The following is a 24,600-nucleotide window of genomic DNA, read 5'->3' as shown; positions in this document are numbered from 1 at the left end:
AGGCTCAGCGCAGTTCGGGCAGACGCCGCGCCAGCGAGTCCTTCAGCTTGCGGCCGCGCTCGGACAGGCTCTTGCCCCGGCGCCGCTCGCGCACCTCGAAGCCCTGGCCCCAGCGTTCGTGCATGGCGGCCATCAGGGTCGGATGGCGGTCATACTGGTGCACGATCGCGCTGGTCCCGCCATCCGGGTTCACGATCCGACCGTCCGCCAGGGACAGGCCCTCGCTCGGCGTCAGGCCGACGGTGGCGATGCGACCGTAGTTGGCCGCCGCCTCGCCCTCGACCAGCCCCAGATGCAGGGCGATGTTGCAGGCCGCCTGATCCGCTCCGAAGGCGCCGCCGATCTCGGAACGGGGAATGGCCGCCAGCATCAGCAGGGTGCGGCAGAAGCGGATCATGCTCTCGCGCGGCCCCATGACGGTGCCGACACAGACGCACGGCTTGTCCGCCAGGGCGCGCGCCACGTCCTCGCCGCCGACGCCGCGCAGGTATTTCATGTTGAAGGCGTGGCCCTTCAGCCCGCCGTCATACTCGACGTAGAACTCGGGCTTGGCGGGCGGCGGGTCGAACGGCGGCGCCTGGAAGACCACGTCGCGCACATCCGTCAGCAGGACGCTGCGCGCCCAGGGCCGCTCGCTCATCAGAATGTCGAAGGCGGCGAAGCGCTGCATCACCGCATGCGGCCGCCAGGCGCCGTTGCACAGGCACGCGGGCGGCACGGACTCCACGTCGTGTTCGGCCAGGAAGGCCAGGAGCGCAGGCTCCTGATCCGTCACCAGCACCACGGGACCAGCATAGACCGCGCGCAACGAGCGCACGAAGACCGCCACGTCGGCGGCCTCATATCCTGTGGCGTAGCCCAGGATCAGATCATGCTCGGCCGCCGCAATAGCCGGAGAGGCCCCCCTCTCCCCTGCGATCGCAGCAGAAACCCAGCCGAGATAAGCGGACCTCGCTGCGGGAGCCCCCATTTACGCCCTCATGGAATCCACGAAACGCTTGAACAGATAGAGGCTGTCGGTCGGACCCGACGAGGCCTCCGGGTGATGCTGCACGCTGAACACGGGTTTATCCTTCAGCGCAATCCCGCAATTCGTACCATCGAAAAGCGACACATGGGTTTCAACCACAGCCTCGGGCAGGCTGTCGCGGTCGACCGAGAACTCGTGGTTCATCGACACGATCTCGACCTTGCCCGTGGTCAGGTCCTTGACCGGGTGGTTGGCGCCGTGGTGGCCCTGCTCCATCTTCAGCGTCTTGGCGCCGAGCGCGATGGCCAGCATCTGGTGGCCCAGGCAGATGCCCATCAGGGGCTTGCCGCTGTCCAACAGCTTCCTGATCTCGGGCACGGCGTATTCGCCCGTCGCCGCCGGATCCCCCGGACCGTTCGACAAGACCACGCCGTCGGGATTGCGGGCCAGGATATCCTCGGCCGTGGTCGAAGCGGGGACCACGGTGATCTTCACGCCGGTCGAGGCCAGGGCGCGCAGGATATTGCGCTTCACGCCATAATCGATGACCACCACCGACTGGTCGCCAGCCTCGGGCTTGGCGTAGCCGATCGGCCATTCCCAGGCGCCCTCGGTCCATTCAAAGGCCTGGGTGGTCGAGGCGTCCTTGGCCAGGTCCAGGCCGACCAGGCCCTTCCAGTCGCGCGCCTGGGCCGTCAGGGCCTCCAGGTCGAACTTGCCTTCGGGGTCATGGGCGATGACGGCGTGCGGGGCGCCCTTCTCGCGGATCAGCTGGGTCAGGGCGCGGGTGTCGACGCCGGCCAGGCCGATGACGCCGCGCGACTTCATCCAGGCGTCCAGCCCGCCCGTGGCGCGCCAGTTGGCCGGATCGGTCGGCACGTCGCGCAGGATGACGCCGCGCGCGGCGCGCTCGGGCGCCTCGCCGATCTGCTCGACGTCTTCCAGGTTCACGCCGACATTGCCGATGTGCGGGAAGGTGAAGGCAAGGATCTGGCTCATGTACGACGGGTCGGTCAGGATCTCCTGATAGCCCGTCATCGAGGTATTGAAGACCACCTCGCCGATGGCCGAGCCGGTCGCGCCGACGCCGATCCCCGACAGGACCGTTCCATCTGCGAGCACGAGGACGCCAGTGGCGCCGGACAGGATTTGAGTCGTCATGGCGCAGGGCTCCTAGCAGTGAATACGGGCGGACAAACGGCGGGGTCGCTAAAGAGATGAAGGGGCCGTGTCAACACGGCCTCTGATTATGCCGCCTGGAAGCGTCCCTGTCGCTTGCGAACCCACAGCCAGGCCAGGCTGGTCATGGCGAAGAATCCGACGCTGGGCCAGATGTAGTCCCCCGCCGCCGCCGCGACGGCGAAGGCCGAGAACACCGCCCCGCCGACCGCCAGCAGGCGCCAGCCCGGCTTGGTCGTCAGCTTCCACAGCGTCACCGAGCACAGGGCGTACAGGCACAGCGTCAGCACCGAGGTCACGCCGATCAGCTTGCTGAATTGTTCTCCCAACCTCGGCTGGGTGCTGGCGATCACCAGAACGCTCATGATGACGCCGTTGATCAGGGGGTTGGACAGGGGCGTCTTGCCCTTCTGCGCCCCGCCGAACCAGCGCGGCAGCCAACCCGCCTCGGCCGAGGCGCGCGCCGTCTCGCCGCCCATCATGGTCCAGCCCGCGATGGTGCCGGTCGCCTTGATGACGGCGCAGGCCGCCACCAGACCGGCCACCGAGGCCCCCATCACCCGCGCCACCAGATCGGCGTAGGGGCTGGTGGAGTGGGCCAGGACGTCGGCCGGGATGACGCCGAACACCGCCACGCTGGCCGCCACATAGACGACGAACGCCAGCAGAACCCCGCCCAGCGAGGCGCGACCCACGTCGGTCGCCGGGTTCTTGACCTGGCTGGACAGGGCCGCCGCGCTCTCGACGCCCAGGAAGGCCCAGAAGATGACGGCCAGCGACGCCGGAACCGTCTTCATCAGCGGCTCGCCCGCCGGGCTCCACGACGCGGCGAAGGTCTCGCCGCTGAAGGCGATAACGCCGGCGATGATGGCCAGGCCGATCGGAATCAGCCCCAGCACCAGGGTGATCGCCCCGAACCGCGCCGCCGTCTTCGACCCGGCCGCATAGGCCGCCGTGGTCAGCCAGATCAGCGCCAGATTGCTGAGCGCCCCCCACATCGGCTCCTTCAGCGCCGGAAAGAAGAAGGCCAGATAACCCGTCCCCGCCACCGCCACGGCCACGTTGCCGGTCAGGCAGGCGGCCCAATAGGCCAGCCCCGTCTGATAGCCCAGGAACCGCCCCAGACCGCGCCGGGCGAAGTCCGACAGACCGTCCGCCTCCGGCTGCATCCGCCCCAGACCGCCGAACACCAGCGCCAGGGTCACCGCCCCGATGCCGCAGACGATCCAGCCGATGATGCTCGAGCTGCCCGTCGGCGCCAGCGTCGCCGGCAGCAGATAGACGCCCGATCCGATCATATTGCCCGCCACCACCAGGGCGGCCAGGCCCCAGCCGATGCGGTGCGAGGGTTCAGGCAGGATGTCGACTTGGCTCATGCTCGCCGCATAGACCGAAATGTCGCAGCCGTCGCCCTCAAGATTCACCCTGCGCCTTCACCGGGATGAGCGCTCGGCGCAGGCGTGCTAAAGCCCCGCCGAAGTTCTGGAGTTCGCCCATGCCCGTCACCACGGTCGGCCTCGATGCCGACGACACCCTCTGGCACAATGAGACCATCTTCCGCCTCAGCCAGAAGCGGTTCGCCGAACTGCTGGCCGACCATGCCGAAGAGCCGGTGATGATGGACCGCCTGGCCCAGGTCGAGCGGCGCAACCTGCGGCTCTACGGCTACGGCGTGAAGGGCTTCACCCTGTCGATGCTGGAGACGGCGATGGAGCTGTGCGACGGCTCGGCCCCGCCCCACATCGTGCGCGAGATCCTGGCCGCCGGGCGCGAGATGCTGGTTCACCCCGTCGAGACCCTGCCCGGCGTCGACGAAACCCTGGCTGAACTGGCCGAAAACTACCGTCTGGTTCTGGTGACCAAGGGCGACCTGATGGACCAGGAGCGAAAGCTGGCGGCCTCGGGCCTGGGCGAGCTGTTCGCCGCCGTCGAGATCGTGTCGGAGAAGGACCGCTCGACCTATGACCGCGTTTTCGCCCGCCACGGCTCGGGCGCGGCCGAGGCGGTGATGGCCGGCAATTCCATGAAGTCCGACGTCCTGCCCGCCATCGAGGCCGGGGCCTGGGCGGCGCACATCCCCTACCACATCACCTGGGCCCACGAACTGGCCGACGCGCCGGAGGGCAACGCCCGCTACGTCAGCCTCAGCCGCATCGGCGAACTGCCCGACTGGATCGCCGCGATCGACGATAAATAGGAGCCGGCGGGGCGGGCTCCCCAAGAAATCGCGCCCGCCCCATTCTGGCCCTTGCCCCCCGGCCCCTCCCTCTCTAAACGGGCCGCTTAACCGACAACCTGAACGGATCGGCCGCGACAACGCTCGCGCCCGTCCGTCTGCGCGCGTGGAGACCGCCGCCCTGACCAGCCACGAAGAAAAGGACGCCATGGTGCGCGCCGCGCTCATTGAGCAGGGCGACAGCGGGATCACCCCGCGCCATACGCTGTTCTACTTCTACGGCGAGGAAGAGGCGCACGGCGACCTGTGCGAGGTGGCCCGCCGTGCGGGCTTCCTGACGCGGGGCCAGGGCGACATGACCGTCCTGGAGACCACCATGCCGGTCGACGAGGCGTCGTTTGCGCCTGTGTCGGCCATGATGCAAACCTGGGCCGCGGCCTTCCAGCTCGACTACGACGGCTGGGAGTGCGCGGTCGTGACGAACTGAGACGAACGCCGATGCCCAAGCGCACAGACATCCAGTCCATCCTGATCATCGGCGCCGGCCCGATCGTCATCGGCCAGGCGTGCGAGTTCGACTATTCCGGCGTTCAGGCCTGCAAGGCGCTGAAGGCCGAGGGCTACCGGGTCATCCTGGTCAACTCGAACCCCGCCACCATCATGACCGACCCGGAGGTGGCCGACGCCACCTATATCGAGCCGATCACGCCCGAGATGGTCGAGAAGATCATCGCCAAGGAAAAGCCGGACGCCCTGCTGCCCACCATGGGCGGCCAGACGGCGCTGAACACGGCGCTTGCTCTGAACGCCTCGGGCGCCCTGGCCCGTCACGGCGTCGAGATGATCGGCGCCAAGGCCGAGGTCATCGACAAGGCTGAGGACCGTCAGAAGTTCCGCGATGCGATGGACAAGCTGGGTCTGGAATCGCCCCGCTCGCGCGCCATCCACCACATTGAAGAAGCCGACGAGGCCCTGGCCTTCGTCGGCCTGCCGGCCATCATCCGCCCGTCCTTCACGCTCGCCGGCACCGGCGGCGGCATCGCCTACAACGTCGAGGAATTCCACGAGATCGTGGAGCGCGGCCTCGACCTGTCGCCGACCACCGAGGTGCTGATCGAAGAGTCGGTTCTGGGCTGGAAGGAATATGAGATGGAAGTCGTCCGCGATCATGCGGACAACTGCATCATCATCTGCTCGATCGAGAACATCGACCCGATGGGCGTCCACACCGGCGACAGCATCACCGTCGCCCCGGCCATGACGCTGACGGACAAGGAATATCAAATGATGCGCGCGGCCTCGATCGCCGTGCTGCGCGAGATCGGGGTCGAGACGGGCGGCTCGAACGTCCAGTTCGCGGTCAACCCCAAGGACGGCCGTTTGGTCGTCATCGAGATGAACCCGCGCGTGTCGCGCTCCTCGGCGCTGGCGTCCAAGGCCACCGGCTTCCCGATCGCCAAGATCGCCGCCAAGCTGGCCGTCGGCTACACGCTGGACGAGCTGAAGAACGACATCACCATGGTGACCCCGGCCAGCTTCGAGCCGGCCATTGATTACGTGGTCACCAAGATCCCGCGCTTCGCCTTCGAGAAATATCCGGGCTCCGAGCCGTCGCTGACCACGGCGATGAAGTCGGTCGGCGAGGTCATGGCCATCGGCCGCACCTTCCAGGAATCCATGCAGAAGGCCCTGCGCGGTCTGGAAACGGGCCTGAACGGCTTCGACGACATCGAGATCGACGGCGTGACCGGCGCCGAAGACGACGCCGCGATCAAGGCCGCCGTCATCCGCGCCCTGGGCCTGCCGACGCCGGACCGCATCCGCGTCATCGCCCAGGCCTTCCGTCACGGCCTGACGGTCGAGGAAGTGCAGGCCGCCTGTTCGTATGAACCGTGGTTCCTGCGCCAGATCGCCGACCTGATCCGCACCGAGGGCCACGTCCGCGTTCAGGGCCTGCCCGCCAACGCGACCGACTTCCGCAAGCTGAAGGCCAAGGGCTTCTCCGACGCCCGTCTGGGCGCCCTGACCGGCAAGACCGAGGGCGAGGTCCGCAAGGCCCGCCGCGCGCTGGACGTGCGCCCGGTGTTCAAGCGCATCGACACCTGCGCCGCCGAGTTCGCCTCGGCCACCGCCTATATGTATTCGACCTATGAGACCGGCGCCCTGGGCCAGGTCCCGGCTTGTGAGGCCGCGCCGTCGGACAAGAAGAAGGCCGTCATCCTGGGCGGCGGTCCGAACCGCATCGGCCAGGGCATCGAGTTCGACTACTGCTGCTGCCACGCGGCCTTCGCCTTCGACGACATCGGCGTCGAAAGCATCATGGTCAACTGCAACCCCGAGACGGTCTCGACCGACTACGACACCTCCGACCGCCTGTATTTCGAGCCGCTGACGGCCGAAGACGTGCTGGAGCTGATCGACGTCGAGCGCTCCAAGGGCGAACTGATCGGCGTGGTCGTCCAGTTCGGCGGCCAGACCCCGCTGAAGCTGGCCCATGCGCTTCAGGAAGACGGCGTGCCGATCCTGGGCACCAGCGTCGACAGCATCGACCTGGCCGAGGACCGCGAGCGCTTCCAGCAGATGCTGAACGAGATCGGCCTGATCCAGCCGCCGAACGGTCTGGCCCGCTCGGCCGAAGAAGCCGCCCAGAAGGCCGAGGAAGTCGGCTATCCGGTCGTGCTGCGTCCGTCCTACGTCCTGGGCGGCCGCGGCATGATGATCGTCCACGACCGCGAGCAGCTGGACCGCTACGTCCATGAAGCCATGCGCGTCTCGGGCGACGATCCCGTCCTGATCGACCACTATCTGAACCGCGCCACCGAAGTGGACGTCGACGCCCTGTGCGACGACGAGACCGTCTTCGTCGCCGGCGTGCTGGAGCACATCGAGGAAGCCGGCGTCCACTCGGGCGACAGCGCCTGCTCCATGCCGCCCTTCTCCCTGCGCCCCGAAACCGTGGCCGAGCTGAAGCGCCAGACCACCGCCATGGCCAAGGCCCTGAAGGTGCGCGGCCTGATGAACGTGCAGTTCGCAATCGAAGAGCCGCACAGCGACAACCCGCGCATCTTCGTGCTGGAAGTGAACCCGCGCGCCAGCCGCACGGCGCCCTTCGTCGCCAAGACCATCGGCCAGCCGGTCGCCGCCATCGCCGCCAAGGTCATGGCCGGGGTTCCGCTGGCCTCCTTCGGTCTGGTCGATCGCGACCTGGACCACATCGCGGTCAAGGAAGCGGTCTTCCCCTTCGCCCGCTTCGCCGGTGTCGACACCATCCTGGGCCCGGAAATGCGCTCGACCGGCGAGGTCATGGGCCTGGACTGGAAGCGTGAGGGCGAGGCCGATCTGGCCCCCGCCTTCGCCCGCGCCTTCGCCAAGTCCCAGACCGGCGGCGGCACCATCCTGCCGACCGAAGGCACGGCTTTCGTCTCGGTGCGCGACGCCGACAAGCCCTTCATCGTCGAGGCGGTGAAGACCCTGCTGGCGCAAGGCTTCGCCGTCATCGCCACCGGCGGCACCCACAGCTACCTGACCGAACAGGGCCTCGACGTCGGCCTGGTCAAGAAGGTGCTGGAAGGCCGTCCGAACATCGTCGACGCCATGAAGAACGGCGAGGTCCAGCTGGTCTTCAACACCACGGACGGCAAGCAGGCCCTGGCCGACAGCTTCTCGATCCGCCGCACGGCGCTGATGATGAAGATCCCCTACTACACCACAGCGTCCGGCTCCCTGGCCGCCGCGCAAGCCATCGCCGCCGTCCGCCACGGCGAAATGGATGTCCGCCCGATCCAGAGCTACAACTGAGATCAGGCCCAGACCTGAAGAAAGGCCCCCGGCGACCGCTCGCCGGGGGCTTTTTCATATCCTCCCCATTCCATGGGGAGGGGGACCGCGAAGCGGTGGAGGGGCCGCCTCGCGCGCTGCCGCCTTTCTCTTCCCCGCTTCCCTCTTTCTCTCTCTTTTTCCTTTCCCGCCCCCTCACCCCCGCCGTCATCCTCGGGCTTGACCCGAGGATCCAGCCGTCTGCCTGCGCGACAGCGCCGGATTGAGCGATAGCGGAGCCGCATCGGGCCGCTCGCCGCCGCCACCCTGGATCCTCGGGTCAAGCCCGAGGATGACGGCAAGAAGAGGCTCGCCTTCCCCGGTTGCCCCCTTCCCTCCAGCGGCTAAGGTCGTGCGTGACATTGGAGGGGACGCCATCATGAAGAAGACCACGCTCACCGCTATCCTGGCCGCCGTGCTGGCGGCCGGTTCCGCGCCCGCCATCGCCCAGACCACAGGCGACGCCGCCGCGCTCAAGGCTGCGGTCAAGGCGGACTACGACGCCAACCTCGGCGCCCTGTTCGACCACTTCCACCGTAACCCCGAACTGTCGGGCCTTGAGGTCCAGACCTCGGCCCGCATGGCGCAGGAGCTGCGCGCGCTCGGCTATGACGTGACCACCGGCGTCGGCGGCACGGGCGTGGTCGCCGTCCTGCGCAACGGCCCCGGCCCCACGGTCATGATCCGCGCCGACATGGACGGCTTGCCGGTCGAGGAGAAGTCGGGCCTCACCAACGCCTCCACCGCCCGTCAGGTCGACAGCGACGGGGTGGAGAAGCCCGTCATGCACGCCTGCGGTCACGATGTGCATATCACCGCCCTGGTCGGCACGGCGCGCCAGATGCAGGCGCGCAAGGCCAACTGGTCCGGCACCCTCGTCCTGATCGCCCAGCCGGCCGAGGAGCGCATCTTCGGCGCCCGCGCCATGGTCGAGGACGGCCTCTATTCCCGCTTCCCGAAACCTGACTACGCCCTGGCCTTCCACGTCTCGGCCGACACCCCGACCGGCAGGATCGAGGCGCCGCTGGGCATCACCTCCTCCAGCTCGGACAGCGTGGACATCGCCGTCCATGGCGTCGGCACCCACGGCGCCTCGCCGCACCTGGGGGTCGATCCCATCCTGGTCGCCTCGCACATCGTGGTGGCGCTACAGTCCCTGCGCAGTCGCGAGACCAATCCGCTGGACGGCGCCGTAGTCACGGTCGGCGCCATTCGCGGCGGCATCAAGCACAACATCATCTCCGACCGCGTGGACCTGCAGCTGACCGTCCGCGCCGACAGCCCCGAGGTGCGCGCCCAGCTGTTGGACGGCATCGACCGCATCGCCCGCAACACGGCCCTGGCCCTGGGCGTGCCCGACGACAAGCTGCCGACCGTGGTGCGCTCCAAGCTGGAAAACACCCCGCCGACCATCAACGACGCCGAGACCGCCGCCCGCGTGCGCGCCGCCCTGACGGCGGGCCTGGGCGACGACATCCTGATCGACAAGCCGCGCGGCGGCATGGGCGCCGAGGACTTCGCCTATTTCGTCACCCCCGAGAGTGGCGTGAAGGGCGTCTATTTCAGCGTCGGCGGCACCCCGCCCGCACAGGTGGACGACGCCCCCGGCCACCATTCGCCCCTGTTCCGCATCACGCCCGAACCCGCCGTCACCCTGGGCGTCGAAGGCTCGGTCCTGGCCGCCGAGGCCCTGATGCCCAAACGCTAGGCAAGGGGCGCTGAACCCGGCGGCGTCCCGACCGTTCCTCAAGCAGGTTCCGCTTCCAGAGGAGACGCCGTCCATGCCCCTGTCTCGCCTTTCCACCTTGCTGGGCGGCCTGCTGCTGTCGCGCCGAGGACGCAGCCTGGCCGCCCGCCATGCAGGCAAGATCGCCCTGGCGACCCTGGCCTGGCGGTTGTGGAAGAGCCGCCGCGCGCCGATCCAGGGCGCACAGCGCGCCCGGACGGCTTCAGCCGCGCCGCACCGCCGTCAGCGCTGGAGCGGACGGCGCCGCTGACCGCGCTGTATCCGGGCGACGAAACCCCGACCCGCCGTCGGCGTTAACACCTTCATGCGTCTGTCCGTTCTTCAGGTCATCGCCGCCCTGTTCGCGGCCGTCTGTCTCGTCATCGCCTTCATCGCCGCGGGCGTCGCGGTGGTATCGGGCGTCTTCATGCTTCTGGCCGTCGCCGCCCTGGGCTTCATCGCCTGGACCGCCCTGCGGCGTGCATTCAGCAAGGATCGCGGGCCGTCGTCCCCGCCCGCGCCGCCCTCCGGGCCGTAAGAAAGCGCTGAAACACGGCTGCGCGCTTGCGTCGCGCGAGATGGCGCCGTTTCGCCATCTTGAGTTTGGGCGTCGGGCGCCCTACCTTCCTTGGCCGGTCACGCAACGCCCCCGTGGCCGCAGCGGTACCGGAACGTCTCTCACCTGTCTTCGGGCGTAGCAAGAAACTCACGACACAATGGAAAAAGTGCCGATGACGGCCGAGGGATATCGCTCCCTCGACGATCAACTCAAGCAATTGAAATCGGTGGAACGACCCAGCGTGATCGCCGCCATCGCGGAAGCCCGCGAACATGGCGATCTGTCTGAAAACGCCGAATACCACGCAGCCAAGGAACGCCAGGGCTGGATCGAAGGCTCGATCGCCGAGATCGAGGACAAGCTGTCGCGCGCCCAGGTGATCGACGTGTCCAAGCTGTCGGGCAACCAGGTCAAGTTCGGCGCCACCGTCACCTTCGTGGACGAGGACACCGAGGAAGAGGGCGTCTATCAGATCGTCGGCGAACACGAAGCCGACGTGAAGCTGGGCAAGATCTCCATCGCCTCGCCGATCGCCCGCGCCCTGATCTCGAAAGAGGTCGGCGACGTGGTCGAGGTCAACACGCCCGGCGGCGTGAAGGCCTATGAGATCCTCAAGGTCGAGTGGAAGTAAGCTCCGCCGACATCGAGACTGAAGGCAGGGCGCGCGGCACAGCCGCGCGCCCTCTTTCCATCTGGGTCATGTCCGACGGCCGCACCGGCATCCAGAACCAGGCCCTGGGCCTGGCCGAGGCCGTCGCCCGCCTGACCCCCGCCGAGATCGCCGTAAAGACGGTCCGCTGGCGTCCCGTCTTCGACCGCTGGCCTTCGGCGCTGAAGACCCCCGCCATGCTGGCGCCGGGGTCGTTCGATCCGCGCAGCATCGCCGAATGGCCCGACCTGTGGATCGCCACCGGCCGCGCCAGCCTGCCCCTGTCGGCGCGCGTGCGCGACTGGAGCGGCGGCAAGACCTTCGTGGTCCAGACCCAGGACCCGCGCTGGCGCAACGACCGCTATGACCTGATCGTCGCCCCCGCCCATGACGGCCTCAGCGGCCCCAACGTCCTGTCGATCACCGGCAGCCCGCACCGCATCACCCGTGAAAAACTGGCCGAGGCCGCGCCCGCCTTCGCCGCCCGCATCGCCCCCCTGCCCCATCCGCGCGTGGCGGTGATGGTCGGCGGCGCGTCCGCCGCCTTCAACCTGCCGCCCGCCCACGCCGCCGACCTGGCCCAGCGGATCGCCGAGGCCGTATCGGCTGCGGACGGCTCCCTGCTGCTGACCTATTCGCGCCGCACGCCCGAGGCGGCCAAGGCGGCGATGACCGAGCGCCTGTCGGCCCTGCCCGGCTGGATCTGGGACGGCGAGGGCGACAACCCCCTGTTCGCCATGCTGGACGGCGCCGACCACATCCTCGTCACCGAGGACAGCGCCAACATGGCCGCCGAGGCCGCCTCGACCGGCACGCCCGTGCACATCCTGCCGATGGTGTCGAAGAAGGCGCCGGGCAAGTTCGCCCGCCTGCACGCCGACCTTCAGGCCCGCGGCGCCGCCCGCCCCTTCGACGGGACGCTGGCGCCCTGGACCTATGAGCCGCTGAACGAGACCGAACGCGCCGCCCGCGCCGTGCTGGCGGCGATGCGTCGAGCCTAATCGCCGCCGCCGTCAGACGCGTCGCTGTGGTGGCTGTTCACGCAGGGAACGCTGTCCGTCAGCGGCGCAGCCTCTTCAGTCTTCTTGTCCGCTCGCTTGACGCCGCTCAGCCCCATCAGGGCCACGCCCAGACCCGAACCGATGGCCACGCCCAGCGCCAGCCACATCGCCAGATTGTCGGTCACCGCGCCGATCCCGGCGCCGATCGCGATGCCCGCGCCGATGCCGACCGGCATCCAGACCGCATTGTTCACCTGTTTCATCTCGTCTCCAATCGTTGAAATCCCGACCTAACCCAGTGACAGCCGGGCCAGATTCTGATCGCCGCGCTGACAGGCCGGCCCGCTCTCGGAACGGATCGACACCCCCGCCGCCACCAGTTCAGACAAGAAGACCTGTCCGGCGTCCGGCTGGGCCTCGCGCCCCTCGGTCGCCGGAGCGCCCGGCGCCGGTCGGCACAGGCTCACCGCCGGCGCGGCCCGCCAGCGCGCCAGCGCCCAGACCATGCGGACGCGCGCCTCGGCGTCGCCCAGATCGACCGCCTTCGGCTCCTGCACCGGCGGCGTCACCCAGACGTCCACCCCGTCGAACCGCGCCCGCAGGGCCGCTTCCAGCGCATAGGCGCTGTCCAGGTCCAGCCCGGCGTCGGGCCGCAACAAGACGATAGCCCGTCGCCCCTCGGCGTCCGTCATCACCGCGTCGGTGGCGAAGGGCACGGCCTCGGCCAGGCGGTTGCGCAGGGCCGCCGCCGGATCGGGAGCCGCCGTCTGGCTGGTCTGGACGGCGCGGGCCGCCGCCTGAGGATCGGCCACGACGATCTGGTCCAGCGTCGCCGATACCGGCACATGCAGCGCCGCCGTCAGCCGCTCCTGCAGGCGCGCCTGGGCGTCGGCCACCAGCTTGCGCGTGCTGACCAGGGTCGAGACGGTCACGCCGCGCCCCTCGCTGCGGGCGTCCAGCAGGGTGATGCGCGACTCGGCGCCGGCGAAGATGTCCTCGACCGCGACACGGGTCTCGGCCGTGGCCCGGCTCTCCAGCGCGATGCTGCGCAGCGACAGGGCCAGCGGCACGGCCAGCAGGACAAAGACCACCATGACCGCCACCCCGCGCCACGGCTTGGGCCGCTCCAGCAGGCGCGGCCGGAAGCCGTAGAAGCCCGCCGTCACCGTCGCCGCCAGGGCGATCGCCACCAGGTTGGTCATGAACAGGAAGAAGGCGCCCGCCGCGATATTCAGGTCGCCGGTCCCCAGGCCGAAGCCCACCGTCGCGACCGGCGGCATCAGGGCGGTGGCGATGGCCACGCCGATGATGGTCTCGCCGCGCTGGCGGATCACCGCATAGGCGCCCGCGACGCCGGAAAAGACCGCGATCAGCAGGTCGAAGAAGTTGGGCCGGGTGCGGGCCAGGATCTCGGCCGTCGGCTCCTTCAGCGGCGACAGCAGAGTCAGCAGGATCGCCACGAACAGGGCCAGCCCCACCCCGACGCCCAGCGCCGTCAGCGACTGCTTCAGCTCGTTCCAGTCCAGCAGGGCCAGGGAAAAGCCCAGGGCCACGATCGGCCCCATCATCGGCGACACCAGCATGGCCCCGATCACCACCGCCGGCGACGACAGCATCAGACCCAGGGCCGCGATGGCCGCAGAGATCACCGTCATCATCAGATAGCGGCCGCTGAGCCCGCCATTCTCATAGACGGCCTGTGCGGCCTCGGCGTGATCCACGCCGCGTCGAGCGCTGACCAGCAGGCGGCGCAGCAGGTTTCGGGTCTGGGCGGCGGCAGGCGTTTCGGCGGTCATCCCCGTTTCATATCGCTCCATGAAGCGTGACGGAACGACAGGCGTCGCGAAATCGGGAATCAGCGCCTAAATAGGAGCCATGACCCAAGCCAAAGTCCCAGCCCGTACTGTCCGTGTCGCCATCATCGGTTCCGGCCCCGCCGGCTGGACCGCCGCCATCTACGCCGCCCGCGCCTCGCTGAACCCCGTGATCATCGCCGGCCTGCAGCCCGGCGGCCAGCTGACCATCACCACGGACGTCGAGAACTATCCTGGCTTCGCCGAGACCATCCAGGGTCCCTGGCTGATGCAGCAGATGCAGGCCCAGGCCGAACATGTCGGCACAGAGGTCATCCACGACATCGTCACCCAGGCCGACCTGTCCCAGCGCCCCTTCCGCCTGACGCTGGACTCGGGCGCTGAAATCCTGGCCGAGACCGTCATCATCTCCACCGGCGCCCAGGCCAAGTGGCTGGGCCTGGACTCAGAGGCTGAGTATCAAGGCTTCGGCGTCTCGGCTTGCGCCACCTGCGACGGCTTCTTCTATCGCGGCAAGCAGGTCGTGGTGGTCGGCGGCGGCAACACCGCCGTCGAGGAAGCCCTGTTCCTGACCAACTTCGCCGAGACCGTCACCGTCGTTCACCGCCGCGATGAGTTCCGCGCCGAGAAGATCCTGCAGGACCGCCTGTTCGCCCATCCCAAGATCAAGGTCGTCTGGGACGTGGCCGTCGAGGAAGTCGTCGGCGTCGTCGACGGCGTGGCCCGCAACGTCACCGGCGTGCGCCTGAAGAACGTCAAGACCGGCGAGATCAGCGAAATCCCCGCCGACGGCGTCTTCATCGCCATCGGCCACGCTCCCTCGTCCGAACTGTTCAAGGGCCAGTTGGAGACCAACTCCGGCGGCTATCTGCGGGTCAAGCCAGGCACGGCCGCGACCGCCATCGAGGGCGTCTGGGCCGCCGGCGACGTCACCGACGACGTCTACCGCCAGGCCGTCACGGCGGCGGGCATGGGCTGCATGGCCGCGCTGGAAGCCGCCCGCTTCCTCGCCGAAGAAGACCACAAGACCGCCCAGAACCCCATCAGCCACAAGGAAGCCGAGAAGATCGGCGCCTGGTGAGAAAAGCGGGAGGCGCCTCAGCGCGCCTCCGCCTGCCCTGTTCGGGACTGGTGGCCCAGGAAGACCGTCACGGTCGGATGCGCGGCCGCGAAGCTGCGTAACCGCTCGGCGGACGCTTCAGCGTCGGCGCGGGCGGCGGCTGCGACCGGCTGCGGCATCTGCTGCTCCCAACCCAGGCGGGTGCTGACCGCATCGCCGACCACCAGCTTCGGCCCGTCCACCGCATTGACCAGATAGGCGGTCGATCCCGCCGAATGCCCCGGCGTGCTGATGGCCCAGATCGAACCGTCGCCGAAAACGTCCAGCACCCCGGCGAACCGGCCGTCGGGGTCCGGCTGGAATCGCCACTCGCGCAAGGGGCCGTAGCCGCGCAGGGCGGCGTCCGCCGGGCGGCCCAGCACCAGGTTCACGCGACTGCGTTCCTGAGCCTCGCCTGCGCCCACATAGACCGGCGTCGTGACCGGCAGGTCGACCAGCCCGCCCACGTGGTCGAAATGCAGATGGGTCAGGAAGACGGCGCGCGGCGGCGTCTGGCCGTCCAGCCACTGGGCCGTGGTGCGCGCGATGCGGACATCAAGATCGGACACCGCCCGGCGCATCAGGCCGTTCAGTCGATCCCCCAGTTCAGCCGACACCCCGCTGTCGATCATCACCCGGCCGAAACGGGGATGATCGACGACATAGGCGTAGATCGTCGCCTCCTCATCGCCCTTGGGAACGGCCGCCGTACGTGGATCCTTGCGGTCGATGAAGACCCCTCGTCCCGCCGTCCACTGGGCGAAACGAACGCGCTCGAAGGTCACGACGCCGGGCCGCGCCAGGCTCGCCTCCAGCGCCGAGGTGCGCGACGCCGCACCCAGGTCTGCGAGCGTCAACGGGTGGCGGCTGGCCGGGGTGGCGCAACCGGCCAGCAGGGCCGCCAGAGCCAGACCTGCGATCATGGGCGCCCCGCGCCCTTGGCCTTGATGCGACATGTCGTATCCTTGGTTGAGTTGTTATTCATATCGAAATACATAAAAATATAGCCGTCAATCGAATTGGAGCAGCGTTATCCCATGGCGGTCGTCGTCGCCCTGCCCCCACCAGTTCCGCTGGAGCCTGACGCCTTCGTCCGCATCCGGCGGCTCAGCCGCCCGCTGGAGTGGCTGTTCACGGTGCTGTTCGCGCTGGGCGCCGCCCTGTTGGCGATCGCCGTCGTGGCCGTGCTGACCTATGTCGGAACCCGGCTTCAGGTCCGCCCCGGCGGGATGCAGATCTATATCGAGGCGACGGTCCCGTCCGTGCCGCCCGGCTGGACCACCGTCGGCGCCCTGCCCTGGGTTCAGAAGATCGCCCTGGCTCTGTCGGCCAGCGTGATGATGGTCCCCGCCCTGGCGGTGCTGTGGGGGCTGCGACGACTGTTCCGCCTCTATGGCTCAGGCGTCGTCCTGACCCAGGAGAACGCCCGCTGCATGGGCGGCATCGCCCTGTGGCTGATGGCCTACGCCGTGGCTCCGACGCTCGGCCATGTCCTGGTGACGCTGGCGGGTTTCGACGACGAGGGCTGGCTGAGGATCGACAGCGCCAAGGCCCTGGCGCTGGGATTGATCCTGTTCGTGGTGGCGCGGGTCATGGCCTGGGGCGCCGAGGTGCACGACGACGCCTCGCGGTTCGTCTGATGCCCATCATCGTGCGGCTGGACGTGATGATGGCGCGGCGCAAGGTGCGCTCGAACGTGCTGGCGCGCGCCATCGGAATCTCGGAGACCAACCTGTCGCTGTTGAAGTCGGGCAAGGTGCGCGGCCTGCGCTTCGCCACCCTGGACGCCATCTGCCGCTATCTGGACTGCAGCCCGGCCGACATTCTGGAATACGCGCCCGACGCCTCAGAAACGGACGACGACGCGGTTCGCAAGACCGGCACGGGCTGATCGCCCGCCCTTCACCCCTGCGGCTTGCCGACCTCTTCGACGGCCATCGGCGTAACGCCCGCAGGCGGCGGCGCGGTCACGGTCACGTTGGCGACGGCGCCGGTCTCGAAAGCCTTGAGCCGTTCGTTGATGGCGGCGATCTCGTCCTTGCCGGCCTGACGACGGCCGCCCAGGCTGGCGATGCCGACGACGCGGGTCTGACCGTCGATCTCGACCGTGCGCAGTTCGCCCGATTTGGCGCCGTCCAGGGCCGCTTCCACGCTGTCGGCGGCCGTGGCCAGCAGGACGCGCGACTGGGCGAAGCGGGCCTCGTCGATCGACGGCTCGCGGCCGGAATAGGCGGTGACGAAGGCGGCCGTCTCTCCGGCCGCGCCCTTCCAGCGATAGAAGATGTGCGCCCCGACCTGGGTGATCTTGGCCAGGCTGGGCGACCACCAGGGATGGACGTAGTCGGCGTGGTAGTGGGTGGCCGTGCCAACGCGCTCGGACACATAGCCGTTCAGGGCGCGCGCCGCGACCCGTTCGGCTCGGTCCCAGGCCCAGCGCACCGGCCCGCGCGCCAGCGAGCCGTCGCAGGTGAAGCTGAACTGGCAGCCCGTGGTCCGCTCAGCGCCCTGATAGACGACGCCGCAGACGCTGGCGGGATAGTTGGAATCGCGCACCCGGTTCAGCACGACCTGGGCTACGCCCTCCTGGCCTTCGGTCGGCTCCAGCGCCGCCTCGTAATAGACCGCCTGGGTCAGGCAGCGCAGGGCGCGCTTGCGCGACGCCTCGTCCGCCGGACGGAAGACGAAGGGCCGCGCGGGCTGAAGCGCGCCGTAGGCGTTGGGCATGGCGGCGTTCAGCTGCTGGGCGGCGACGCCCACCGCGCCCTGATCCAGGCTGGGCTTGCCGCCCAGGGTCAGGCTCTCCCATCCGGGGGTCAGGCCGTAAAGCTCAGGCAGGCCCAGCACCGGATCGTGCCGCCGGGCGATCGCCAGCTGTCCCGCATCCATTCGCGCCGTCACCGCCGCCAGACCATCCGGGCCCAAATCCCCGCCAGTGGCGCGCGCCACCGCCTCGGCGGTGCGGTCGATGTCGGGGCGAGGAGTCGAACTGGCCGACATGGCCACGCCCATGACCGCCACGGTGACAGCCATGGCGGCGGGCGCCGCAGCCATGGCCCGGCGTCCTGTCGTCTTCAGCGGCGTGAGGCGGCCGAGGTTCATGCGATGTCCGTATAGCGGCGTCTGACGGCGCCGGAAATCAGCGATCTGCATGACCGCCCAATCCGGCGCTTTTCAGACGCGAAGATTACCGTTCCGTGAGGCAGGAACGGCCATCCCCTTCGCCTTAACGGTCGCCCAGGCTGGAGCGCAGCATCCAGGCGGCCTTTTCGTGGGCGGCCAGGCGTTGCGTCATCAGGTCGACCGAGGCCTCGTCCCCGACCTCGTCGGCGGCGCCCAGGGCGGCGCGGGCGGTGGCGATGACCACGCCGTGGTCCTTGATCAGCTCCTTGAGCATCTCCGACGAATCCTTCTCGGGATCGCCGTCCTTGATCGAGGTCAGGTTGGCGAAGGCCGAGCCGCTCTGCGGGGCCAGTTCGCCCAGGGCGCGGATACGCTCTGCGATATCGTCCAGCGCGGCCCAGATTTCGCGGTACTGCTCTTCCAGCAGGTTGTGCAGGCTGAAGAACTCCGGGCCGCGCACGTTCCAGTGATAGCCGTGCGTCTTCAGATAGAGGGCGTAGCTGTCGGCCAGAGCCTTGGACAGTTCGCGCGCGACGTCGGCGCGTTCCTTGGGCTTAAGACCGGTGTCGATGGCGTTCATGACGGCTCCCATTGGCAATGCTGAGTGAAGATCAGCCTTGCAGTTAGGTCGTCGCGCCCGCGATCCAAGGGGCGGGCGGCGAGCCGCTGCAGGAATCTTCGTCCCTGTAACGCTACAGCCGCATGAGCGTTGCCCCTCCCCGACCGGGAAGGGGCGCATGACGCTTGCTTAGCGCTGGCGCGCCTTGCGGGCGGCGTAACGCGCGTCGCGGGCCGCTTTCTGCTCTTCCTTGGTCAGTTGCTTGCGCTCCTTGCGAGCGGCGCGCTTGGCGGCGTCGACTTCGTCCTGAGCGGCCATTTCGGCGGCCAGACGGATCGCGTCCTGCTCGGCCTTCTCGCGGCGCACCTCGGCCTTGGCCAGTTCGTGCTGCTGGCGGATCGCCTCCTTCTCGGCGGCGCGCTTTTCGGCCAGTTTCTCGAACTCGGGATCCTGAACCGTCGGCTTCGGCTTGAACCGGGCCAGCAGGGCTTGTTTGGCGTCTTTCTGGGCGGACAGGCGGTCGTTGAAGCCGGTGTTCTTGAGGTCGCGCATGCTGAGAGGCGGGTGTCCTTGATAGGGAATGGAGACGGCGAAAAAGACCGATCGCCGAAGCGACGGCCGCAGATCAGGTCGGAAGGCGCATCTCGGCGCACTCGACCCGGCGCGAGGCCAAAGCCGAATTTCGCGCCGAAATCAAGCTCTACGGCCCGTTTTCATGGGATTTAGCGGCAATGGGGCCGCCAGAACGCAGAATGCGGCCGCTCGACGCGGCCGCATCCATGCCGATGGATCAGTGCGGCTTCTGGGCGTGGCCGACCGCCGCACCGGCGGCGCCGCCGACCGCCGCGCCGACCGGACCGGCCACCACGGCCCCGGCGACCGCGCCGGTGGCCGCCTTCTGTTCAATGCTGTGGCCGCAGGCCGACAGGGCCAGGGCTCCAGCGCCGGTCAGCGCCAGGACGGCCAGGCGGGAAGCGATGCGGGTCATGGGGTCAACTCCTTGAAATAGCACAGCTTGCAACGCGAGAGTCGCAAGCAGGTTCCCATCTATGGCGCGACTCTGACATCCAAGATGTCGCACCCCACCCAATAGCTTATTCACCCACACTCCGCTCCACTCTCAATCTTCGCACAACATACAAATACAGTCTTCGCAAGAAACTCTAAGGCGCAATTTCGTCACGATTAAAAACACGAGAAACAACGACTGAAAGTCATTTCATCTATGCTGCGAAAATTACAATTCTAGCGAATCAGTCACATTGAGGCCATGATCGGGTGGATAAAGGCCCGCCTTCGAGGGCCGGCGTTCAGTCGGCGTTCGCCCGACCCGCTTAAGCGCGACGCGTCCTTGTCGCCGGGGTTCGGGATCTACGGGGGCGGCATCCTCGCCCTGTTGTACAGGACTACGCCTTTGTTTCTCTCCTCGCAGACGCGTGCGCTGATGCACGCCGCCCGCTCATTCCGCCTGCGCCCCACGACGGCAGCGGCGGCGTTCGGCGGCGTCGTCGGCCTCGCAGTCGGAGGGGCTTATCTGGGCGGCCTGGCCGCCCAGGCCTCGACCGTGCGCGCCCAGGCGGAGCGCCTGCAAGGCGCCGGCGCCGGCGGCTATACCCAGGAAGCCCTGGCCGAAGCGGCCGGCGGCCTGGACGCCAGCGCCCTGACCATCGCCCACCGCCACGACCCCTATTCCGTCGCCGGATCGGCCCAGCGCGATCGCCAGTCCGAACTGTTGACCGCCCGCCTTGAGCAGCTTCAGGGTCAGGACGGCCTGCGTCGCGCCAGCCTGCAGGGGAACGGCGCGACCAAGGTCTCCGCCGCCCGTCCTTTCCGCCTCGACGGCGCTCTGGATCAATCGCGCGACCTCGATTGCCTGACGCAGGCCGTCTATTATGAAGCGCGCGGCGAAGGCCGCGACGGCATGAAGGCCGTGGCCCAGGTGGTGCTGAACCGCGCCCGCCACCCCGCCTTCCCCAACACCGTCTGCAGCGTCGTCTATCAGGGCGCCAACCGCAGCACGGGCTGCCAGTTCAGCTTCACGTGCAACGGCGCCATGCGCGGCGCCGTCAACCGCAGCGCCTGGAACCGCGCCCGCGAAGTGGCGACCAAGGCCCTGTCGGGCCAGGTGTTCGCCGCCGTCGGCAACGCCACCCACTTCCACACCACCGCCGTCTCGCCGTCATGGCGCAACAGCCTGGTGCGTGTGAACCAGGTCGGCGACCACCTGTTCTACCGCTTCGGCGGCCGCTCGGGCGCCAACCAGGCCTTCGCCTACAACCCGCGCCCGTCGGGTCCGGCCGAGCAGGCCCCGCGCCTGATCCAGGCCAGCCTCGATCCGGTCGAGACCGCCCGCAGCGCCTCGGGCGCCGTGGCCTACACCGCCGTCCTGGCGCGCGAGGCCCTGACGTCCGGCGGCAAGACGGAGGAGCGCCCGGCCGCGCCCCGCGCCGCGACGACGCCCGCAGCGGTCGCCGCAACGCCGGCTTCGGCCAAGCCTGCCGCCGCGACCGCCACGGTCAACGCCGAAGCCTGATCGTCCGACAGACCGTCACGCTCGGGACCAGCCCAAGGACGGCGGCGGTCGGCGTCAGGCTCAGCGCGCGTCCAGTCCGATGTCCAGCTGGGCGACCGAATGGGTCAGGGCGCCCACGGAGATCACGTCGACGCCGGTCGCGGCGATGCCGGCAAGCGTGCTCAGGTTCACACCGCCCGACGCCTCCAGCACCACCGGCCCGAAGGTGCTGTTGCGCACGCGCCGCACCGCCTCGGCCATGTCGTCCAGGCTGAAGTTGTCCAGCATGATGACGTCCGGCCGCTCGGGCAGAACCTCGTCCAGCTGATCCAGCCCGTCGACCTCGACCTCGACCTTCATCAGATGCGGGGCGAAGGCCTTGGCGCGGCGCACCGCCTCGCCCGCGCCGCCGCAGACGGCGACGTGGTTGTCCTTGATCAGGATGGCGTCATCCAGACCGAAGCGATGGTTCAGCCCGCCGCCGCAGGCGACTGCGTGCTTCTCCAGCGCCCGTAGCCCCGGCGTGGTCTTGCGGGTGTCGGCGATGCGCGCCTTCGTCCCCTCGACCGCCTGCACATAGGTCCGCGTCAGGGTCGCGATCCCGCACATCCGGCCCAAAAGGTTCAACGCCGTCCGTTCCGCCGCCAGCAGGGCGCGGGCGTTCGCCTCGACCGCCACCAGCACGGTTTCAGCCTCGAACGCCTCGCCGTCGGCGACTTGGATCGTCACCCTCGCCTGAGGGTCAAGCGCATGGACGGCGATCCGCACCACCGCCCCGCCCGCCATCACCCCGGCCTGACGCGCCGAGAAGACGGCGCTGAAGCGGGCGTCCTCAGGAATGCAGGCCTGCGCCGTCACATCGCCCGTGCGCCCCAGATCCTCGGCCAGCGCCATGCGCACCACGGGCTCGATCAGCAGGTCCGGCAGGGTTCGGGTCACGGATACGTCCTTCGTCATTCAGATCACGGCCGCCAGGGCGGCGAGCATCGCCGCCTCGGCCTCTTCGTCGCGTGCAGGTTCAACCGTCCGGCGCATCCGCGTGTGCTCCGCCTTGTGCAGGCTGTCGGGGAAGTCGCGGCGATAGTGGCCGCCCCGGCTCTCGCGTCGGTTCAGCGCGCCCTCCGCGACCAGCCGCGCCGCCGTCAGGCACGCCGCCGTCGGATGCGCCTTCGCCAGATCGTCGATCAGGGCCAGCAGCGCCGTCAGCCCCGCCTCGTCCCGCACCACGCCCGCATGGCGCGTCATGGCGGCGCGCAAGGCGGCCAGCGCCTCGGGCGGCAAATCCGTCATCGCCTGCACCGCCGCCAGCGGCCGCCGCTCAGGCTGGACCTCGTCCGCCGCCGCCTGCCCGGCGCGCCGCCCGAAGGCGCCCGCCTCCAGCAGGGAGTTGGACGCCAGCCGGTTGGCCCCATGCACCCCCGTCGCCGCGCATTCGCCGATGGCGAACAGGCCGGGGACGGTCGTGCGCCCCTCATCGTCCGCAATGATCCCGCCCATGTGATAGTGGGCCGCCGCCGCCACGGGGATGGGGCTCACGCGCGGGTCCAGACCCGCCCTCATGCAGGCGGCGAAGACAGCCGGAAACTCATGCGGAAAGGCCTCGCCCACTGCCTTGGTCGCATCGAGGAAGGCCCCGCGCCCCTCGATACGCGCCGCGTGCACCGCCCGCGCCACGATGTCCCGCGGCGCCAGATCGGCGTCAGGATGGTCGCCCAGCAGGAAGACGCCGTTTCCATCGACCAGCCGCGCCCCCTCGCCGCGCAGGGCCTCGGTCGCCAGCGGCGCCGGGTCCAGCCCCACGTCGATGGCTGTCGGGTGAAATTGCACGAACTCGGGGTCCAGAATCTCAGCCCCGGCCTGATACGCCAGCGCCAGCCCCTCGCCGCGCAGAGCCGACGGATTGGTCGTCGCCTCAAACAGGCCGCCGATCCCCCCGGTCGCCAGCACCACGGCGGGCGCGAACACCTCGTCCAGACGACCGCCGCGCCGCTCGATCACCGCGCCGCGCACCCGGCCGTCGACGTCGCGGATCAGGCCGCGCAGCCGCCCGTCTTCCCAGATCTCAATGGCCTTCGTCGCCCGCGCGGCGGCGACCACGGCCGACAGAATGGCCCGGCCCGCACCGTCGCCGCCCACCCGCGCCACGCGCGGCAGGCTGTGCGCCGCCTCCAGACTGACCGAGAAGCCGCCGTCGTCGTCGCGGTCGAAGGGCGCGCCCAGCGCCGCCAGCCACTCGACCGTCTCGCGACCCCGCTCGGTCAGGGCGCGCGCCGCCTCAGCCTCGACCAGACCGGCGCCCGCGCCTTCGGTGTCCTTGGCGTGCAGGGCCGCGCTGTCCTGCGGCGACAGGGCCGCCGCCATCCCGCCCTGCGCCCACGCTGAGGAACAGGCGCTCAACAGCGGCTCAGGCGTCACCACCAGCACCTTGCCCTCCGCGCCGAGCGCCCCGGCCGCCTCCAGCGCCGCCGACAGGCCCGCCAGCCCGCCGCCGATGATCAGAGGCCCCTCATGCCGGATGCGCGCCATTCGCCTAACGGCCTCCCACGCCGAAGAAGCGTAGGCCCATCTCGAACGCCGGCTCGACCGCCCCGCCCGTCAACGGCAGCAGGGCGCCGATCGCCGCCGCCGCGCAGACCGCGGCCGTCAGCAGATACAGGGCCAGGCTGCGTCCCGCCTCGGGCCAGCTCAACTGTCCCCACGCCGCGCGCCAGACGCCGCGCTTCAGGTGGCCGAACACCGCCAGCCCCAGAAAGACCGCCAGGATGAACCGCCCCGTCGACACGCCCCACCACACGGCCAGACCGCCGATGAGCAGCAGCACGACCTGCTCCAGCCGCGGATGCACCCGCGTCAGCACCGGCCCCAGCGCCTTGGACCCGTCCAGCGGCGGCGCGGGCAACAGGTTCAGCAGATTGATCATGGCGATGAAGAAGGCCCCCATCAGCCATTCCTGCGACTGCATCGCCAGGCCCACGGCCACAAAGGGGATCATGGCCAACAGCCCGAACGCGGGCCCCGCCAGCGACACCAGCACCCCGTGCCATTCGCTCTTCGGCTCGCGCTGGCCCTTCGCCAGCCCGCCCAGGAAGGGGATGATGTAGATGCGCGCCGGACCCATGCCGACCCGGTTCATCGCCAGCACGTGACCGTATTCATGCACGAACAGGCCGAACAACACCGCCCCCGCCACGACCCAGCTGCCGGTCAGAAACCACAGGAACCCCGCCATCAGCAGGGTCGACGCCACCGCCCAGACCGGGTGCTGCCCCTTGTCCTCCTGCGGCGCTTCATGGCGCGCACTGTAGCGGGGCGCCTCACGCGCAGGCTCAGGCGCCGACCCGTCGCGAGATCCCCAAGGCCCCTCGACGCTCATCCTTCTCCCCTCGGGGGAGAAGGTGGACGGCGGAGCCGGACGGATGA

The 24,600-nt window shown here is 69.2% G+C and carries 25 protein-coding genes; 12 read left to right on the top strand and 13 right to left on the bottom strand.

Going from position 1 to position 24,600, the window contains the following annotated elements:
* Positions 1 to 4: 4 nt before the first annotated feature.
* The 3 genes from FM111_RS05975 to FM111_RS05965 form a co-directional block, all read right to left on the bottom strand.
* The gene (locus FM111_RS05975) at positions 5 to 970 is read right to left on the bottom strand and encodes a hypothetical protein (RefSeq protein WP_087139941.1); all 966 of its coding nucleotides are present in this window, start codon (positions 968 to 970) and stop codon (positions 5 to 7) included.
* Positions 971 to 2,131 carry a glutamine-hydrolyzing carbamoyl-phosphate synthase small subunit gene (gene carA / locus FM111_RS05970; protein ID WP_087139940.1) on the bottom strand — a complete coding sequence of 387 codons (1,161 nt, stop codon included), beginning with the start codon at positions 2,129 to 2,131 and terminating at the stop codon, positions 971 to 973.
* Positions 2,132 to 2,217: 86 nt separating this feature from the next.
* The gene (locus FM111_RS05965) at positions 2,218 to 3,525 is read right to left on the bottom strand and encodes an amino acid permease (protein WP_087139959.1); all 1,308 of its coding nucleotides are present in this window, start codon (positions 3,523 to 3,525) and stop codon (positions 2,218 to 2,220) included.
* 119 nt (positions 3,526 to 3,644) lie between these two features.
* Between FM111_RS05965 and FM111_RS05960 the strand changes: the two genes are divergently transcribed.
* The 8 genes from FM111_RS05960 (at position 3,645) to FM111_RS05925 (ending at position 12,076) form a co-directional block, all read left to right on the top strand.
* Positions 3,645 to 4,346, top strand: a complete 702-nt coding sequence (locus tag FM111_RS05960) for an HAD family hydrolase (RefSeq protein ID WP_087139939.1) — start codon at positions 3,645 to 3,647, stop codon at positions 4,344 to 4,346.
* A gap of 145 nt (positions 4,347 to 4,491) precedes the next feature.
* Positions 4,492 to 4,812 carry a ribonuclease E inhibitor RraB gene (locus tag FM111_RS05955; protein ID WP_087139938.1) on the top strand — a complete coding sequence of 107 codons (321 nt, stop codon included), beginning with the start codon at positions 4,492 to 4,494 and terminating at the stop codon, positions 4,810 to 4,812.
* A gap of 11 nt (positions 4,813 to 4,823) precedes the next feature.
* Positions 4,824 to 8,123 (top strand): carbamoyl-phosphate synthase large subunit, encoded by a 3,300-nt coding sequence (gene carB, locus FM111_RS05950; RefSeq protein WP_087139937.1) that lies wholly within the window; start codon positions 4,824 to 4,826, stop codon positions 8,121 to 8,123.
* A 397-nt stretch (positions 8,124 to 8,520) separates the two neighbouring features.
* Complete coding sequence (locus FM111_RS05945) at positions 8,521 to 9,849, top strand: amidohydrolase (RefSeq protein WP_087139936.1); 1,329 nt, start codon at positions 8,521 to 8,523, stop codon at positions 9,847 to 9,849.
* A 73-nt stretch (positions 9,850 to 9,922) separates the two neighbouring features.
* Entirely contained in the window at positions 9,923 to 10,138 is a 216-nt protein-coding gene (locus FM111_RS05940) for a cysteine protease (protein ID WP_087139935.1), read from the top strand.
* 54 nt (positions 10,139 to 10,192) lie between these two features.
* The gene (locus FM111_RS05935; RefSeq protein WP_087139934.1) at positions 10,193 to 10,405 is read left to right on the top strand and encodes a hypothetical protein; all 213 of its coding nucleotides are present in this window, start codon (positions 10,193 to 10,195) and stop codon (positions 10,403 to 10,405) included.
* Between the two features lie 178 nt (positions 10,406 to 10,583).
* Entirely contained in the window at positions 10,584 to 11,057 is a 474-nt protein-coding gene (gene greA / locus FM111_RS05930) for a transcription elongation factor GreA (RefSeq protein WP_087139933.1), read from the top strand.
* A complete protein-coding gene (locus FM111_RS05925; RefSeq protein ID WP_087139932.1) occupies positions 11,048 to 12,076 on the top strand; it encodes a mitochondrial fission ELM1 family protein in 1,029 nt (342 codons plus the stop codon). The genes greA and FM111_RS05925 overlap by 10 nt, the downstream gene beginning before the upstream one ends.
* On the opposite strand, the gene FM111_RS05920 is transcribed toward FM111_RS05925, so the two are convergent.
* Together FM111_RS05920 and FM111_RS05915 are read right to left on the bottom strand one after the other, a co-directional pair.
* The gene (locus FM111_RS05920; RefSeq protein ID WP_087139931.1) at positions 12,073 to 12,339 is read right to left on the bottom strand and encodes a hypothetical protein; all 267 of its coding nucleotides are present in this window, start codon (positions 12,337 to 12,339) and stop codon (positions 12,073 to 12,075) included. The genes FM111_RS05925 and FM111_RS05920 overlap by 4 nt on opposite strands.
* Positions 12,340 to 12,366: 27 nt before the next feature.
* Positions 12,367 to 13,872, bottom strand: a complete 1,506-nt coding sequence (locus FM111_RS05915) for a TIGR00341 family protein (RefSeq protein ID WP_179205032.1) — start codon at positions 13,870 to 13,872, stop codon at positions 12,367 to 12,369.
* A 79-nt stretch (positions 13,873 to 13,951) separates the two neighbouring features.
* Between FM111_RS05915 and trxB the strand changes: the two genes are divergently transcribed.
* Entirely contained in the window at positions 13,952 to 14,971 is a 1,020-nt protein-coding gene (gene trxB, locus FM111_RS05910; protein WP_087139929.1) for a thioredoxin-disulfide reductase, read from the top strand.
* Positions 14,972 to 14,988: 17 nt separating this feature from the next.
* Here trxB and FM111_RS05905 read toward each other — a convergent pair whose 3' ends face one another.
* Positions 14,989 to 15,945 (bottom strand): MBL fold metallo-hydrolase, encoded by a 957-nt coding sequence (locus FM111_RS05905; protein WP_256968113.1) that lies wholly within the window; start codon positions 15,943 to 15,945, stop codon positions 14,989 to 14,991.
* 81 nt (positions 15,946 to 16,026) lie between these two features.
* Here FM111_RS05905 and FM111_RS05900 point away from each other — a divergent pair, with 81 nt between their 5' ends.
* Both FM111_RS05900 and FM111_RS05895 read left to right on the top strand, forming a co-directional pair.
* Positions 16,027 to 16,629 (top strand): DUF2975 domain-containing protein, encoded by a 603-nt coding sequence (locus FM111_RS05900; RefSeq protein ID WP_087139928.1) that lies wholly within the window; start codon positions 16,027 to 16,029, stop codon positions 16,627 to 16,629.
* Positions 16,629 to 16,880, top strand: coding sequence for a helix-turn-helix domain-containing protein (locus FM111_RS05895; RefSeq protein ID WP_087139927.1), 252 nt, complete (start codon positions 16,629 to 16,631; stop codon positions 16,878 to 16,880). The genes FM111_RS05900 and FM111_RS05895 overlap by 1 nt, the downstream gene beginning before the upstream one ends.
* A gap of 11 nt (positions 16,881 to 16,891) precedes the next feature.
* On the opposite strand, the gene FM111_RS05890 is transcribed toward FM111_RS05895, so the two are convergent.
* From FM111_RS05890 to FM111_RS05875, 4 genes are all read right to left on the bottom strand, one after another.
* Positions 16,892 to 18,139 (bottom strand): cell wall hydrolase, encoded by a 1,248-nt coding sequence (locus FM111_RS05890; protein WP_256968112.1) that lies wholly within the window; start codon positions 18,137 to 18,139, stop codon positions 16,892 to 16,894.
* 73 nt (positions 18,140 to 18,212) lie between these two features.
* Positions 18,213 to 18,689 (bottom strand): Dps family protein, encoded by a 477-nt coding sequence (locus tag FM111_RS05885; RefSeq protein WP_087139955.1) that lies wholly within the window; start codon positions 18,687 to 18,689, stop codon positions 18,213 to 18,215.
* A gap of 168 nt (positions 18,690 to 18,857) precedes the next feature.
* Positions 18,858 to 19,220, bottom strand: coding sequence for a DUF6481 family protein (locus FM111_RS05880; protein WP_087139926.1), 363 nt, complete (start codon positions 19,218 to 19,220; stop codon positions 18,858 to 18,860).
* Between the two features lie 238 nt (positions 19,221 to 19,458).
* Complete coding sequence (locus tag FM111_RS05875; RefSeq protein WP_087139924.1) at positions 19,459 to 19,656, bottom strand: hypothetical protein; 198 nt, start codon at positions 19,654 to 19,656, stop codon at positions 19,459 to 19,461.
* A gap of 456 nt (positions 19,657 to 20,112) precedes the next feature.
* On the opposite strand from FM111_RS05875, the gene FM111_RS05870 reads away from it, so the two are divergent.
* Entirely contained in the window at positions 20,113 to 21,201 is a 1,089-nt protein-coding gene (locus FM111_RS05870; RefSeq protein ID WP_087139923.1) for a cell wall hydrolase, read from the top strand.
* A 60-nt stretch (positions 21,202 to 21,261) separates the two neighbouring features.
* Here the strand turns inward: FM111_RS05870 and nadC are convergent, their stop codons facing one another.
* Genes nadC through FM111_RS05855 form a run of 3 tightly spaced genes read right to left on the bottom strand, consistent with a single transcriptional unit; the run spans position 21,262 to position 24,553 of the window.
* On the bottom strand, positions 21,262 to 22,137 hold the full coding sequence (gene nadC / locus FM111_RS05865; protein ID WP_087139921.1) for a carboxylating nicotinate-nucleotide diphosphorylase: 876 nt from the start codon (positions 22,135 to 22,137) through the stop codon (positions 21,262 to 21,264).
* Complete coding sequence (locus FM111_RS05860) at positions 22,138 to 23,706, bottom strand: L-aspartate oxidase (RefSeq protein WP_087139920.1); 1,569 nt, start codon at positions 23,704 to 23,706, stop codon at positions 22,138 to 22,140. It lies immediately after the preceding gene.
* Positions 23,707 to 23,710: 4 nt separating this feature from the next.
* A complete protein-coding gene (locus FM111_RS05855; RefSeq protein ID WP_087139918.1) occupies positions 23,711 to 24,553 on the bottom strand; it encodes a metalloprotease in 843 nt (280 codons plus the stop codon).
* Between the last annotated feature and the right edge of the window lie 47 nt (positions 24,554 to 24,600).

The organism is Brevundimonas diminuta 3F5N, assembly GCF_900163625.1.
Classification (GTDB): Bacteria; Pseudomonadota; Alphaproteobacteria; order Caulobacterales; family Caulobacteraceae; genus Brevundimonas; species Brevundimonas diminuta_A.
The sequence above is the reverse complement of the archived record's forward strand: the minus strand, read 5'-3'. Positions and strand labels throughout refer to the sequence as shown.

Excerpts from the sequence above, each read along its gene's own strand:
- carA (WP_087139940.1), bottom strand. The coding sequence starts at position 2,131 with ATGACGACTCAAATCCTGTCCGGCGCCACTGGCGTCCTCGTGCTCGCA.
- FM111_RS05935 (WP_087139934.1), top strand. The coding sequence starts at position 10,193 with ATGCGTCTGTCCGTTCTTCAGGTCATCGCCGCCCTGTTCGCGGCCGTC.
- FM111_RS05885 (WP_087139955.1), bottom strand. The coding sequence starts at position 18,689 with ATGAACGCCATCGACACCGGTCTTAAGCCCAAGGAACGCGCCGACGTC.
- FM111_RS05875 (WP_087139924.1), bottom strand. The coding sequence starts at position 19,656 with ATGACCCGCATCGCTTCCCGCCTGGCCGTCCTGGCGCTGACCGGCGCT.
- FM111_RS05895 (WP_087139927.1), top strand. The coding sequence starts at position 16,629 with ATGCCCATCATCGTGCGGCTGGACGTGATGATGGCGCGGCGCAAGGTG.
- FM111_RS05915 (WP_179205032.1), bottom strand. The coding sequence starts at position 13,872 with ATGACCGCCGAAACGCCTGCCGCCGCCCAGACCCGAAACCTGCTGCGC.
- FM111_RS05855 (WP_087139918.1), bottom strand. The coding sequence starts at position 24,553 with ATGAGCGTCGAGGGGCCTTGGGGATCTCGCGACGGGTCGGCGCCTGAG.
- FM111_RS05920 (WP_087139931.1), bottom strand. The coding sequence starts at position 12,339 with ATGAAACAGGTGAACAATGCGGTCTGGATGCCGGTCGGCATCGGCGCG.
- FM111_RS05940 (WP_087139935.1), top strand. The coding sequence starts at position 9,923 with ATGCCCCTGTCTCGCCTTTCCACCTTGCTGGGCGGCCTGCTGCTGTCG.
- FM111_RS05880 (WP_087139926.1), bottom strand. The coding sequence starts at position 19,220 with ATGCGCGACCTCAAGAACACCGGCTTCAACGACCGCCTGTCCGCCCAG.
- FM111_RS05890 (WP_256968112.1), bottom strand. The coding sequence starts at position 18,139 with ATGCAGATCGCTGATTTCCGGCGCCGTCAGACGCCGCTATACGGACAT.
- FM111_RS05870 (WP_087139923.1), top strand. The coding sequence starts at position 20,113 with ATGCACGCCGCCCGCTCATTCCGCCTGCGCCCCACGACGGCAGCGGCG.
- carB (WP_087139937.1), top strand. The coding sequence starts at position 4,824 with ATGCCCAAGCGCACAGACATCCAGTCCATCCTGATCATCGGCGCCGGC.
- FM111_RS05975 (WP_087139941.1), bottom strand. The coding sequence starts at position 970 with ATGGGGGCTCCCGCAGCGAGGTCCGCTTATCTCGGCTGGGTTTCTGCT.
- FM111_RS05960 (WP_087139939.1), top strand. The coding sequence starts at position 3,645 with ATGCCCGTCACCACGGTCGGCCTCGATGCCGACGACACCCTCTGGCAC.
- FM111_RS05965 (WP_087139959.1), bottom strand. The coding sequence starts at position 3,525 with ATGAGCCAAGTCGACATCCTGCCTGAACCCTCGCACCGCATCGGCTGG.
- FM111_RS05900 (WP_087139928.1), top strand. The coding sequence starts at position 16,027 with ATGGCGGTCGTCGTCGCCCTGCCCCCACCAGTTCCGCTGGAGCCTGAC.
- FM111_RS05945 (WP_087139936.1), top strand. The coding sequence starts at position 8,521 with ATGAAGAAGACCACGCTCACCGCTATCCTGGCCGCCGTGCTGGCGGCC.
- greA (WP_087139933.1), top strand. The coding sequence starts at position 10,584 with ATGGAAAAAGTGCCGATGACGGCCGAGGGATATCGCTCCCTCGACGAT.
- FM111_RS05860 (WP_087139920.1), bottom strand. The coding sequence starts at position 23,706 with ATGGCGCGCATCCGGCATGAGGGGCCTCTGATCATCGGCGGCGGGCTG.
- trxB (WP_087139929.1), top strand. The coding sequence starts at position 13,952 with ATGACCCAAGCCAAAGTCCCAGCCCGTACTGTCCGTGTCGCCATCATC.
- nadC (WP_087139921.1), bottom strand. The coding sequence starts at position 22,137 with ATGACGAAGGACGTATCCGTGACCCGAACCCTGCCGGACCTGCTGATC.
- FM111_RS05905 (WP_256968113.1), bottom strand. The coding sequence starts at position 15,945 with ATGTCGCATCAAGGCCAAGGGCGCGGGGCGCCCATGATCGCAGGTCTG.